Here is a 12,411-nt window from a genome sequence, read left to right as displayed (position 1 = left end):
GCCTAAACGTCTTATCTCCAAAGTTTATGCGCCTGAATAAATGTCTATTTCACTCAACTTGGTTTGAGTCATGGATGCGGGTTAAGCATTCATATATAATTACGCCAATTTTAAGTTATTACTTCACGGTCTGGGCACGCATTATAAGTGTGTGCAAAACTGTGTACATATTGAAGATTCCCTATGTTTAAAGATCAACTCGCTAAAGAAGTCGCGGCCCGCAGAACCTTCGCGATTATTTCCCACCCCGATGCGGGTAAAACCACCATGACGGAAAAGCTGCTGTTATGGGGTAAGGCGATTCAAGTTGCCGGGATGGTAAAAAGCCGTAAGTCAGATCGCGGTGCAACGTCTGACTGGATGGAAATGGAAAAAGAACGCGGTATTTCCATTACCACTTCTGTGATGCAGTTCCCTTATAAAAATCATGTAATTAATCTGCTGGATACACCGGGACACGAAGATTTCTCGGAAGATACCTATCGTACCTTAACGGCAGTTGACTCGGCATTGATGGTAATTGATGGGGCAAAAGGAGTCGAAGAACGAACCATTAAATTGATGGAAGTGTGTCGTATGCGCGACACGCCAATCATTTCGTTCGTCAACAAAATGGACCGTGAAATCCGTGAACCCTTAGAGTTACTGGATGAAATTGAAAGTGTCCTGAAAATTCGCTGTGTGCCGATTACCTGGCCAATGGGCACAGGGCGTGATTTTGCCGGGGTGTATAACATCCTTGAAGATAAATTTTATGTTTACAAGGCCGGTTTTGGCTCGACCATTACCGATATTGAAATCCGTGATGGTTATGACCATGCCGATTTGCGTGAAAAAGTGGGTAAGCTTGCCTTTGCGGCCTTTGAAGAGTCCTTGGAGCTGGTGCAAATGGCCAATGATCCATTAGACCATGAGGAGTTTTTGGCTGGCCGACAAACCCCCGTGCTTTTTGGTACAGCATTGGGTAATTTCGCGGTAGACCATGTATTGAATACTTTTATTCAATGGGCACCGCCACCTAAGGCCCATCCTACCCATGAGCGAGTTGTAGAAGCGACTGAAGAAGGCTTTAGTGGATTTGTATTTAAAATTCAGGCCAATATGGACCCGAAACACCGTGACCGTATTGCCTTCATGCGGATCTGTTCAGGACGCTATGAAAAAGGCTTGAAAATGAATCACGTCCGTCTGGGTAAAGATGTACGGATCAGTGATGCATTGACCTTCTTGGCCGGGGAGCGTGAACAGCTGGAAGAGGCATGGCCTGGGGATATCATTGGTTTACACAACCATGGAACTATTCAGATCGGCGATACCTTTACTTCAGGTGAAAATTTACGCTTCACCGGTATTCCACATTTCGCACCTGAAATGTTCCGTCGTGTGCGTTTAAAAGATCCTTTGAAGTCGAAGCAGCTGCAAAAAGGTCTAAAAGAGCTTTCCGAAGAAGGGGCAACTCAGGTGTTTATGCCACAAATCAATAATGATTTGATTGTGGGCGCAGTCGGTGTCTTGCAGTTTGATGTAGTAGCTTATCGTCTGAAAGAAGAATATAAGGTGGACTGTGTGTATGAGCCGGTAAATATTAATACCGTACGTTGGGTTTCTTGCGATGATGAAAAGAAATTCAATGAATTCAAGAAAAAAGCCCATGATCAATTGTCCCTCGATGGCGGTGGACATTTAACTTATCTGGCACCTAGTCGGGTGAACTTGCAGTTGATGCAAGAGCGTTATCCGGATATTCAGTTCAAGGCGACACGTGAACATTAAACGCAGCAAAAATAAAACAGCTTCTTTATGAAGCTGTTTTATTATGTAGAATCATTAAGATAAATGAGCTATTTGAGAAGAAAGAGTGATGGGCATACAGGGGAAAATAGGGGCTGCATCAATCATTACGATTGGTCTGATACTGAGTGCCTGTGATACTAAAAAACAACAATCCGATTCGCACGAACAGTTTGCAAAATCGGCTGCTGCGACCGAAAAAGCTGAGGTTTTACCGTACTTAAACATTCAGGAGCAAGACGCAAACATCGCTTTGCCTTTTTGCGAAACCCAGCATTGTATTAATCTGGCTATTCAAACCGTCCATACCGAAGATGCCTGGTTAAATCAATGGATTGCCAAAAGTCAGGCGAAGGTGATTCAGGACCAGATTGGGCTTAAACAGGATATGAGCTTACAGCAGGCTATCAATGCCTATGTAAAAAAATCGGATGCTTGGCAGGCTGAATTTTCCAGTAATAAAGCCTATGAGTTGTCGATGTATACCCGAATTGCCTATCAGCGTAATCAATATGTCCTGATGCAGTTGGGAGTAGATACAAAACAGGAAGGCGTGAGCATTAAAGAACGTTATTACTTCTTTGTGGCAGATCGTAAAAAACAGAAAACGGTCACTGTGCTGGATATTCTTGAACCCAAACAGCAAGTGGCTATGAATGACATTGTGCAACAAGCGTATCAAAAGTGGTTACAAGAGCAAAAGGCTGAAGTCAAACAGCAGGCACCCAAAAAATTGTATTGGGGACAGGCAGACTGGTTCTTTGATCAAGAGGGTATAGGTTTGCATTATCGTACCCATGAAACTGTACAAGATGGCAATCAGCTGGATATTTATTTAAGCAAAGAACAAACGCAACAGATATTGAAAGCTGAGGCTTATCAGCATATGTTTTAATCAGACGTCGTAAAATACCGATATTGAGTCGAAGTTCATTTAACCAGTTTAAGTTATAGGTCGCATTATGCTTAAAAATAAAACCATCTTTAGCCTCAGTCTTCTTGCAGCAGCAATGGCACTAACAGCATGCCAGCCTAAAAATACTGAACCTCAAGAGGATAAAGTAACTCAATCACAGACTATGGCTCAGGCTGAGGTATTAAAACTGGCTGGGGATGTAGAAAAATTAACTTTAAATCTACCAGAATGTAAGGGGAATAATTGCCCTGAAATGAACATCGAGCGTCTTTCCAGTAACCAGCCTTTTATTGATGAATTTATTGATCAGCAAATTTTAAAACGTCTGGATCAGACTCTGGATATTTCCGCCAAGTCGTTGAAGACCAATCCGCCGGCAGTAAGTGCGGAAGAGTCAGCAGCCTCCAGTCCAGTTCAGGCAGATGAGCCGGCCGCCTCGGTTGCCATTGAAACTCCAAAACAGCAACTGGAAAAACAGGTTACTCCGTATGTAGAAACATTTTTATCTTTAGATAAGGAACTGAAAGACTTAGGTTCCAGTCATCAAATTAGCCTGATGATTAAACCGAAAATTCTGAATGCCAATCAGCCTTTGGCAACCGTGGTGTTAAATTCCAGCAGTTATTTGGGCGGGGCGCACGGTTCCTCTTCGCAGCGCTACTATAACTTTGATCTGGAAAAGAAAAAAATTGTCGAATTGCAGGATATTTTAGCGCCTAATCAAAAGGCTGCTCTGGAAAAGAAAGCCCACGAAGCCTTTAAACAGTGGGTCATTGATTCTGAACTGGCCAGCAATGTTGAGGAATATGAACAGGCATGGAAATTTAAGTTATCGGATAATTTCTATTTATCGACTCAAGGTTTGATTCTGCAATATGGAGAATACGAAATTGGTCCGTATGTGGTGGGATTGCCGCGCTTAACCATTCCTTATGATCAATTACAAACGGTCTTGAAAACAGCCTATTTACCACAGGCTGAAGTCGAAAATGAGCAAGCGGCCAGTGCGGCCCGTGACAGTAAAGCCCAGTCTTAATGTCTTATTCGCTGTTTGATACCCATACCCATTTTGATGTTCCCGACTTTGATTCGGATCGGGAACAGTTGGCCTATGCCGCCAAAGCGATGGGGGTAGAGCGGTTAATTTTGATCGGCTTTGTCCAGTCCAGATTTCAGGACTTGCTGCACAGCCAGCGCTTTCTCAATCAATTGCGGGATGCGCCGCGGAGTTATCTGGCTCCTGGGCTGCATCCATTTTATATTGAGCAGCATCAAAGTTCACATTTGGCAGATTTAGAAGCGTTGCTCAGCACTGAAGATTGTGTAGCAATTGGAGAAATTGGCCTCGATACCTTTTTAAAGCAGCACAAGCAGGACGCAATTTTTCAGAAGCAGCAGCATTTTTTTGTAGCGCAACTTGAATTGGCACAGCAGTTTGACAAGCCGGTATTACTGCATATCCGAAAGTCCCATGCAGAAACTCTGGCGATCTTAAAACGGCAGCAATTCCGTTTGGGCGGTATTGCCCATGCTTTTAGTGGCGGCATAGAGGAAGCCAAGGCCTTTATTAAACTGGGGTTTAAAATTGGGGTGACCGGGCAGATTACCAATCCCAATGCTAAAAAACTCCATGCCGTAGTTCAGGAAATTGGTCCTGAACACCTTGTTTTGGAAACCGACTGTCCCGATATGACACCCTTATGCTGTCAAATTTCTACGCAGCATCGAACCCGCAATACCCCGGCCAATTTACCTTATGTACTGCAAGGACTGGCGCAAAGCTTAGCTATGGATCAAGAGCAGCTGGCTGAACAGCTGTGGAAAAATAGCCATCAAGCCTTGCATTTAGCGCTCTAGTGTAAGGGTTTGAACCAGCCGGAAATTTGACTTCCTTTCATCAGGTCTAAAAAAAGATGCATTATGCAATTTCTAAAATGCCAGAGACTTGGCATTATGCTTCTAAATTATTTTGAGTGAGATTCACATGGCACAAGGACTTTTGGCGGGTAAACGCTTTTTGATCGCAGGTATTGCAAGTAAATTATCAATTGCTTTTGGTATTGCTCAAGCCTTACATCGTGAAGGTGCAGAACTTGCTTTTACCTATCCAAATGAAAAACTGAAAAAACGTGTTGATGACTTTGCCGCACAATTTGGTTCTGAACTAGTGTTTCCTTGTGATGTGGCCGTAGATGCTGAAATTGAAGGCACCTTTGCTGAACTGGCAAAGCATTGGGACGGTCTTGATGGTGTGGTTCACTCTATCGGTTTTGCACCTGCCCATACTCTGGATGGTGACTTTACCCAGGTGACAGACCGTGAAGGTTTTAATGTTGCTCATGACATCAGTGCGTATAGTTTTGTAGCCATGGCGCGTGCTGCAAAGCCGTTATTGGCAGCACGCCAGGGTTGTCTGCTGACTCTGACTTATCAAGGTTCTGAGCGCGTGATGCCAAACTATAACGTAATGGGGATGGCCAAAGCGTCTTTAGAGGCAGGTGTACGCTATCTGGCATCAAGCCTGGGCAAAGAAGGTATTCGTGTAAATGCAATCTCTGCCGGTCCAATCCGTACACTGGCAGCTTCAGGTATCAAGTCTTTCCGTAAAATGCTGGATCTGAATGAAAAAGTGGCACCGCTAAAACGTAACGTTACCATTGAAGAAGTGGGTAATGCGGCCTTATTCCTGTGTTCTCCATGGGCTTCAGGAATTACGGGTGAAATCTTGTATGTGGATGCCGGTTTTAATACCGTTGGTATGAGCGCAGAATTGATGCTGGATGCTGAGTAAAATGCATTAAATTCTCTCTCCCTTTGAGAGAGAGTTAGAGAGAAGGGTTCTAGAATTTTAAATAATTAATTTACCTCTCCCTTTGCGACACAATGTTTCTCATCTCCTAAAAGGAGAGGGAAAAAAGAAATAAAAAAGACCGCACAAGCGGTCTTTTTTAATATCCGGGAAAAGCGATTAAGCTTGACCTTCAACCGCAGTCGCTTGCGCGCGTTGCAAGTTGGCTTCAAATTCAGCATCGAAGTTGATAGGAGTGAGCAGTAACTGCGGGAAGCTACCTTTGGTAACCATGTCATTCACGGCTTCACGAAGGAAGGGGAACAAAATGTTCGGGCAGTAAGCACCTAGAATATAAGGTAAACGTTCTTCTTCAACGCCATCGACCAGAAAAATACCGGCTTGAGTCACATCAACGATAAACGCAGTCTCGCCCTCATTATTGGCTTGAACGACCACTTTTAAAGCCACTTCAAAATGAGTCGGATCAATTTTTTCTGCTGAAGAAGACAGATTGATATTTAACTCAGGTTGCCATTGCTTGGTAAAAACTTGCGCCCCAGGAACTTCAAAAGAAATATCTTTAGTGTAAATGCGCTCTAATGCCAGTTGTGGTTGAGCTTGTTGTTCTTCACTCATTCTTTAATCCTTAATATGAAATAATGATTTTAGTAAATTAAGCCAGTAAATCGTCAAGTTTGCCTTCACGCTCTAACGCATAAAGCTGGTCAAAACCGCCGATGAATTGTTCATTGATAAAAATTTGTGGCACGGTACGGTGATTGGTGCGCTGCATCAATTCAATACGTACTTCAGGTGCTTCATTCGACAAATTGATTTCTTTGTATGCAACGCCTTTGCGCTCAAGGAGCTGTTTTGCACGGACACAATACGGACATACAGTTGTCGAATAAATAGTGACTTCAGCCATGGTCAATCTCCTGTTCGCAGATTATTTGCTTTTAATTAGAGGTAAACCTTGAGCTTTCCAGTTGCTGATTCCGCCATCAAGACGATAAGCATCTGCATGACCGACCTGCTGGAGTGCAGAACCTGCAACCTGCCCAAGATTACAAATGAACACCAGCGGGCGATCAGATGTTTTTAACTCATCAAGATGTTTTGTAATTTGGCTATAGGGAATGTTGCGGCTCCCACTGATGTGGCCTTCGCGAAAATCTTTGCCATCACGTAAATCAATCAGCATGGCATTTTTGGCTTTGACTAAAATGCCCAGCGATTGCGGGGAAATTTTACGACCGTTACGTTGACCTTCGATAATGAAGAATAAAACCACGAGTACCGCGAGTGTTCCAAACAAGAAGGGGTGATTCCCCATAAACTCGAACCAACGTTCCACAATCCACCTAATTACAATTTTGAAATTGCCAAGAGTATAGCTCATAAATATGGTGATCAAAATCACCGCTTCAAGGGCTAAGGCTTAAGAAAATTAATTTTTTTGCTGTGCTTCCGTGATTTCATCAATTAAACGCAGATAGCTTTCTAGTCGGCGGGGCAAAATTTCACCATCTGCTGCTGCTTTACGCAGGGCACACTGCTTTTCGTGTTTATGGGTACAGTTCCGGAACTGGCAGTGACCAAGCAGATTTTCAATTTCTGGAAAGCCGCTGGGGATCTTTTCCAAAGGCAGATGCCATAAACCAAATTCACGGATTCCCGGTGAGTCAATCAGGGCTGCATTTTCACCAAAAGGAATCAGGCGAGTCGAGGTCGTGGTGTGTTGCCCCAGCGCTGAGTTTTCAGAAATCACATTGGTCTTTTGTGCCGCATCCGGTACGATGGCATTGATTAAAGTGCTTTTACCCACACCAGACTGACCGACAAAGGCGACGGTCTCATCATTCAAGCGGGCGGTTAATGCAGATAGGTCTCCATCCGACTGGGTCTGCATCACTTCATAGCCTAAATCTTTGTATTCATTCAATAGTTCCAGAATAGGGTCCTGCTCTTTAAGTAGGTCGGACTTATTCAACACCAGTAATGCCGGAATTTGAGCGTCGGCACAGGCGACCAGATAGCGGTCGATTAAACCCGGGGCAGGTTCAGGCAGCGGTGCAAATATAATGACAATCAGGGAAATATTGGCTGCCACCGGTTTGACCTTGTGATAACGGTCAGGACGGGTCAATAAGGATTTACGCGGATGAATCGCGGTGATAATTCCGAGACCAGTATTCGGATCGGCTTGCCATTTTACCCGGTCGCCGGTAACCAAAAGTTCGAGGTTGGTCCGGGTATGACAGCGCCAGACACTGTCTGGTTCAATGGGTTTCCAGAACGGTTCCGGCTCACCATCGGCGACCACAGGTTTTTCAGGATGCGGCTCAGGTACCGACAAGGTCTGAACTTCGAGCTGGCGGCCATAATGCTGTACCACTAAGCCTTCCAGGTCCTGGGAGGTATCAAGATCTTCCTGACGCGTTTTCTGCTGTTTCTGAATACGGCGCTGCTGTTGTTCGGTCAAACGACGCTTACGGATTAAAGCCATTCAATTCCTAAAAAACCATGGGTGCGAGAAGGCAAAAATAGCATGAAGCCGAGGGTGAATACAGCCAAGTCGCAGGAAATTTGCTACTATATTATTTTTAAACTGATTAGATCACACAATTTATGAGCAGCACACCGGATAGCCGCCTGATTTGGATTGACCTGGAAATGACAGGTCTGGACACTGACAATGATCAGATTATTGAAATCGCCACCATTGTGACGGATGATAACCTGAATATTCTTGCTGAGGGTCCTGTGCTGGTTGTGCATCAGTCAGATCGTATCTTGAATGCGATGGATGAATGGAATACCCGTCAACATGGCCAGTCCGGTCTGATTGAACGTGTGCGCCGCAGTAAATTAAAGGCGCAGGATGCCGAGCGGGAAACCATTGAATTCTTGAAAAAATGGGTGAATCCGAAAGTATCACCAATGTGTGGGAACTCGATCTGTCAGGACCGGCGTTTCCTGCACCGTCTGATGCCGGAGCTGGAACAGTATTTTCATTACCGTAATCTGGATGTCTCTTCAGTCAAGGAGCTGGCCAAACGCTGGCGTCCTGAAATCATGAGCGGTCTTAAGAAAAATGCCTCGCATCTGGCGATGGATGACATTCGTGATTCGATTGCCGAACTGAAATATTACCGTGAATATTTTTTCATTATGAATAAAGACTAAGTTCAAGTGACATGAAAAGAGGCTTAAGCCTCTTTTTTTATTTTGTTGAGCGCGTTTTTTCTAGAGTGAAAATATTCAATGCGATCAAAACAAACCCACAGGAGCAATAACCCAATCAGATGAGGCTGTGTTCATTATGGCGAAGATGACAAAGCCAAATCATCCTAAGCGAATGAGACTACTGTGAGAATGGGGTTGTGTGTTTGGGGCGAGGCAGAAAATAAAAATAAAGCAGGTTGCACAGAAGCTTCCAACCCAGAAGGTGATAAATAGCATGACCTTTCACCCTCTTTAGCTAGATGACAGCTGCTTAATGGGTTGCTGATATTTCATTTGTTGTGGGCAGGTTGGCGTGCTCATCAGAGCTGATGATCGTTGAAATGGATTGAACATTTAATGGCAGTAAAAAAAAGCGGATTTTGCTAAAATGATCGAGTATTTTTATTGCTATAGATGACCTATGACTGATCTGCTTCAAGATGATGAATATGAACGCCGTTTTGCCGGTGTGGCCAAGATTTATGGCGAGGACAGCTTTCATCATTATGAAAATAGTCATGTGATGGTTATTGGTATTGGCGGGGTGGGTTCGTGGGCGGTTGAAGCACTTGCACGAACCGGGATTGGCGAGCTGACCCTGGTCGACATGGATGTGGTTGCAGCATCGAATATCAACCGTCAGTTACCGGCCATGACCACCACCTTGGGCTGTGAGAAAATTGAAATTATGGCGGAGCGTTGCCGGGCCATTAATCCCCGTATCAAGGTGAATCTGATTGATGACTACCTCACAGCTGAAAATGTGAAAGAGCTGCTGGCTGGACAGCCTGATATCATTCTGGACTGTATTGATGACGTCAAAGCCAAATTGGCGCTGATGCTGCATTGCCGTTTTAACAAGCTACCTTTAATTGTTTCTGGCGGTGCCGGCGGGAAATTAGATCCTTTAAAAATTCGCGTGGCTGATTTGTCCAGGACCGAACAGGATCCGATGCTGGCCAAATTACGTACCCAATTACGTGCCAAAGGTATCTGTAAAAAGCCTAAAGAAAAATTTGGCATCACCTGTGTCTATTCAATTGATAATCCATTCTCAGGTGCCGAGGTATGTGCCAGTGCTGGTCTGCGCTGTGGGGGTTATGGCTCAGCTGTTGTGGTGACCTCCAGCTTTGCCATGATCGCCGTCTCAGAAGTACTGAAAAAACTTGATGCGAAGCGCAGTAAAGCCTGATTAGGCCACTTAAAAAACACAGAGCCTAGGCTGTAGTTTATGTTAAATTTACAATAATGATTTTATACACATAACAAAAACAATGTCTTGGAGCAACTATGTGGTTTTTGCTAGTGCTGATTTTGGGGATTGCTGCTTTAGCCTTCTGGATGTGGAAGCGTCCTGATCCGGTCCAACGTGATCAGGCCAAGGCTGTGCAGCATGATTTATGGATTGAGCAGATGGACGCCCAGCTCAAGCATGCGGCACGTTTAGCTGCTGATTCTGATCATCCGGACCATGAACGTGCCTATCAGATTTATCAGAGCCTGGCACAGCAGCAGGAATGGCCGCAGGCCTATGTCGGTATGGCCTTGATGCATTTAAAGGCGCAGGGGCGTGAGCAGAATTCAGAAAAAGCCATCAGCTTGTTGGAAAAAGCTTTCAGTTTGGGAAGTGAAGAAGCTGCCTATCATTTGGGCCAAATGTACGATGGTCATCCTCAGCATGTGAATGATCCTGAAAAAGCCTTGTACTGGTATCGGCATGCGGTGGCTCGTGGTCATCTGGATGCCCAGTATCGTATGAGCGAGCTGACTGAAACTGACCATGGCGCAGCAGAACAGCAACGGCTGCAACTTTTGGTTCAACATGCCAGGCAGGGTCATGCCAATTCACAGTATCAGCTGGCACAGCACTATCTGGCGGAGGGTGCTCAGCAGGACCTAAGTTTAGGCATGCATTACCTGTTTCTGGCCGCACAGCAGGATCATCTGATGGCCAATCAGCAGATTGCTGATGCGTATGCGCGCGGCAAAATTTTACCGCAGGACCGCAAACAGGCGCTGTATTTTATTAAGCGCTGTATTCATTTAGGCGACCAGAGCAGGTTGTATGATTATTATGCTGGTGTTTTATTGGGCTGGATTGATACTGACCAGCGTCAACGGGTGTTTCAGCATCTGTTGCAGCAGTCCAGAGAACATACAGATGCCCAGGCTAAAACCTTAATCGGTCTGGCCTATTTTCATGGCTGGTATGTCGATAAAAATCAGACCATGGCTTTTCGTTACTGGTCTGAAGCAGGCCAGAGCCAGCATCCGCAGGCACTTAATCTGATTGCGGCACTATATTTTGAATCTTATCTAGTTGCCCATGAGCCGGAAAAAGCTTTCCGGCTTTATCAAAGTGCAGCAGCAATGAAGCCTGATGATAATTTTAACCAGATGGGGCAGGCACTCTGCTATTTAAATGGAGTCGGTGTTGCCAAAGATACCGCCAGAGCCACCCGGATGATTCAAGCAGTTGCCCAGCAGGAGCAGCTCAAGGCTGAATCAGAAGCGAGCTTGGTTTATATGGTCGGACGTTTTTATAGCCAGCCGGAATATCCGCTTCCGACACGAGAAAAGGCTGTGCAATATCTGAATCAGGCGGTTGCCCAAGGTTCTGCGGAAGCCGCCTGGTTTCTGTATCAGGCCTATTCGGAGCTTCATCCGGTCTTTGAGCTCCATGACGAATTGGCCAAACGTTATCTCCATCAGGCCGCTCAGCTGGGTCATGTACAAGCTCAGGCAGAATTGGGCTTGATGTATCTGAAAGGCAAGATGGTGGAGCAAGATCTGGCCACAGGACTGAAGTATCTTCAGCAGGCTGCCAGCCAGCACAATGCCTTGGCGTTGAATGCGCTGGGAGAGGCGATGGAGCAGGGAGTAGGAGTCACCCCGGATTTGGATCAGGCTATGGATTATTATCGTCAGGCCGCGGCGCAGGTAAATGCAGATGCTTATGGTCATCTAGGACGTTTATATACCAAAGGAATTGGTGTGGAGCGTGATATTGCCACGGCACGCGAATGGCTGGAAAAAGCCAGCCTGTTGGGACATCAGCCTTCAAGTGAGCTGCTCAAGCATATTAATGCCTATCTGCATGTCGGCTAAGCAACGCAAAAAAACCGCTATCTGAACAGCGGTTTTTTATAGAAAAAATGCTTCTTTAAGGTATTTGCCTGATCGGGCTGCCACCTAAAGCTTGCATCAAGGTTACATAAGCATTGTATTGGCTTTGTCGGGTCTGTACCAAAGACAGGCGCGCATTGCGTGTGGTTTCTTGTGCATCTAGCAGATTCTTTAAGGCCACTGCTCCATTTCGATAACGCACTTCCGTCAGACGTTCTGTACGTTCTGCCAGTTCGACATTACGTTGTTGTAACGCGACCTGTTTGGTCAGCTCAGTACGATTGGACAGGGCATTTTCCACATCGGCAAAAGCCTCATACAGGGTTTGACGGTATTGCAGAATCGCTTTTTCATATTCCAGTTCATTGACCTGTAAATCACGTTTCATGTCATTCCATTGCAGAAACGGCAGAGTCAGACCGGCACCCAAAGTGGCAACCGGATTTTTCAGGGCGCTGGAGAGTGAGCTGCTACTCCCTACGCCTACCCCTGTACTTAGACTGCCGGTCAAGCTGATCGATGGATAATAGCTGGCCCGGTTGGCATCTTTGTTGGCCAG

Annotated in this window: 13 protein-coding genes; 8 read left to right on the top strand and 5 right to left on the bottom strand. The window is 45.4% G+C overall.

The window, feature by feature from the left end:
• Positions 1-183 precede the first annotated feature (183 nt).
• The 5 genes from E2K52_RS06420 (at position 184) to E2K52_RS06400 (ending at position 5,498) form a co-directional block, all read left to right on the top strand.
• The gene (locus E2K52_RS06420; protein WP_151204324.1) at positions 184-1,773 is read left to right on the top strand and encodes a peptide chain release factor 3; all 1,590 of its coding nucleotides are present in this window, start codon (positions 184-186) and stop codon (positions 1,771-1,773) included.
• Positions 1,774-1,861: 88 nt separating this feature from the next.
• Positions 1,862-2,686, top strand: coding sequence for a hypothetical protein (locus E2K52_RS06415; RefSeq protein WP_151204336.1), 825 nt, complete (start codon positions 1,862-1,864; stop codon positions 2,684-2,686).
• Between the two features lie 67 nt (positions 2,687-2,753).
• On the top strand, positions 2,754-3,743 hold the full coding sequence (locus E2K52_RS06410; RefSeq protein WP_151204323.1) for an RsiV family protein: 990 nt from the start codon (positions 2,754-2,756) through the stop codon (positions 3,741-3,743).
• Positions 3,743-4,564, top strand: coding sequence for a TatD family hydrolase (locus E2K52_RS06405; RefSeq protein WP_151204322.1), 822 nt, complete (start codon positions 3,743-3,745; stop codon positions 4,562-4,564). Before E2K52_RS06410 ends, E2K52_RS06405 begins: the two co-directional genes overlap by 1 nt.
• A 127-nt stretch (positions 4,565-4,691) precedes the next feature.
• The gene (locus tag E2K52_RS06400) at positions 4,692-5,498 is read left to right on the top strand and encodes an enoyl-ACP reductase (RefSeq protein ID WP_151204321.1); all 807 of its coding nucleotides are present in this window, start codon (positions 4,692-4,694) and stop codon (positions 5,496-5,498) included.
• A gap of 177 nt (positions 5,499-5,675) precedes the next feature.
• Here E2K52_RS06400 and secB read toward each other — a convergent pair whose 3' ends face one another.
• The 4 genes from secB to rsgA all read right to left on the bottom strand — a co-directional run bounded on the left by secB (position 5,676) and on the right by rsgA (position 8,007).
• Entirely contained in the window at positions 5,676-6,134 is a 459-nt protein-coding gene (gene secB, locus E2K52_RS06395) for a protein-export chaperone SecB (RefSeq protein WP_151204320.1), read from the bottom strand.
• A 37-nt stretch (positions 6,135-6,171) separates the two neighbouring features.
• The gene (grxC, locus tag E2K52_RS06390) at positions 6,172-6,426 is read right to left on the bottom strand and encodes a glutaredoxin 3 (protein WP_151204319.1); all 255 of its coding nucleotides are present in this window, start codon (positions 6,424-6,426) and stop codon (positions 6,172-6,174) included.
• A 21-nt stretch (positions 6,427-6,447) separates the two neighbouring features.
• A complete protein-coding gene (locus tag E2K52_RS06385; RefSeq protein WP_151204318.1) occupies positions 6,448-6,855 on the bottom strand; it encodes a rhodanese-like domain-containing protein in 408 nt (135 codons plus the stop codon).
• A gap of 93 nt (positions 6,856-6,948) precedes the next feature.
• Positions 6,949-8,007, bottom strand: coding sequence for a ribosome small subunit-dependent GTPase A (gene rsgA, locus E2K52_RS06380; protein ID WP_151204317.1), 1,059 nt, complete (start codon positions 8,005-8,007; stop codon positions 6,949-6,951).
• 122 nt (positions 8,008-8,129) lie between these two features.
• On the opposite strand from rsgA, the gene orn reads away from it, so the two are divergent.
• The 3 genes from orn to E2K52_RS06365 all read left to right on the top strand — a co-directional run bounded on the left by orn (position 8,130) and on the right by E2K52_RS06365 (position 11,834).
• Positions 8,130-8,687 (top strand): oligoribonuclease, encoded by a 558-nt coding sequence (gene orn / locus E2K52_RS06375; protein WP_151204316.1) that lies wholly within the window; start codon positions 8,130-8,132, stop codon positions 8,685-8,687.
• A gap of 460 nt (positions 8,688-9,147) precedes the next feature.
• Positions 9,148-9,918, top strand: a complete 771-nt coding sequence (locus tag E2K52_RS06370) for a ThiF family adenylyltransferase (RefSeq protein ID WP_151204315.1) — start codon at positions 9,148-9,150, stop codon at positions 9,916-9,918.
• Between the two features lie 98 nt (positions 9,919-10,016).
• A complete protein-coding gene (locus tag E2K52_RS06365; RefSeq protein ID WP_151204314.1) occupies positions 10,017-11,834 on the top strand; it encodes a tetratricopeptide repeat protein in 1,818 nt (605 codons plus the stop codon).
• A 55-nt stretch (positions 11,835-11,889) separates the two neighbouring features.
• On the opposite strand, the gene E2K52_RS06360 is transcribed toward E2K52_RS06365, so the two are convergent.
• Positions 11,890-12,411 (bottom strand): TolC family protein (locus tag E2K52_RS06360; protein ID WP_161981125.1); only part of this gene is annotated, 522 nt, incomplete at its 5' end.

It is taken from the genome of Acinetobacter sp. RF14B (assembly GCF_006864105.1).
Taxonomy (GTDB): domain Bacteria; phylum Pseudomonadota; class Gammaproteobacteria; order Pseudomonadales; family Moraxellaceae; genus Acinetobacter; species Acinetobacter lwoffii_C.
This window is presented reverse-complemented; position numbering and strand designations above follow the sequence as displayed.

Excerpts from the sequence above, each read along its gene's own strand:
- E2K52_RS06420 (WP_151204324.1), top strand. The coding sequence starts at position 184 with ATGTTTAAAGATCAACTCGCTAAAGAAGTCGCGGCCCGCAGAACCTTC.
- E2K52_RS06415 (WP_151204336.1), top strand. The coding sequence starts at position 1,862 with ATGGGCATACAGGGGAAAATAGGGGCTGCATCAATCATTACGATTGGT.
- E2K52_RS06410 (WP_151204323.1), top strand. The coding sequence starts at position 2,754 with ATGCTTAAAAATAAAACCATCTTTAGCCTCAGTCTTCTTGCAGCAGCA.
- E2K52_RS06405 (WP_151204322.1), top strand. The coding sequence starts at position 3,743 with ATGTCTTATTCGCTGTTTGATACCCATACCCATTTTGATGTTCCCGAC.
- E2K52_RS06400 (WP_151204321.1), top strand. The coding sequence starts at position 4,692 with ATGGCACAAGGACTTTTGGCGGGTAAACGCTTTTTGATCGCAGGTATT.
- secB (WP_151204320.1), bottom strand. The coding sequence starts at position 6,134 with ATGAGTGAAGAACAACAAGCTCAACCACAACTGGCATTAGAGCGCATT.
- grxC (WP_151204319.1), bottom strand. The coding sequence starts at position 6,426 with ATGGCTGAAGTCACTATTTATTCGACAACTGTATGTCCGTATTGTGTC.
- rsgA (WP_151204317.1), bottom strand. The coding sequence starts at position 8,007 with ATGGCTTTAATCCGTAAGCGTCGTTTGACCGAACAACAGCAGCGCCGT.
- orn (WP_151204316.1), top strand. The coding sequence starts at position 8,130 with ATGAGCAGCACACCGGATAGCCGCCTGATTTGGATTGACCTGGAAATG.
- E2K52_RS06370 (WP_151204315.1), top strand. The coding sequence starts at position 9,148 with ATGACTGATCTGCTTCAAGATGATGAATATGAACGCCGTTTTGCCGGT.
- E2K52_RS06365 (WP_151204314.1), top strand. The coding sequence starts at position 10,017 with ATGTGGTTTTTGCTAGTGCTGATTTTGGGGATTGCTGCTTTAGCCTTC.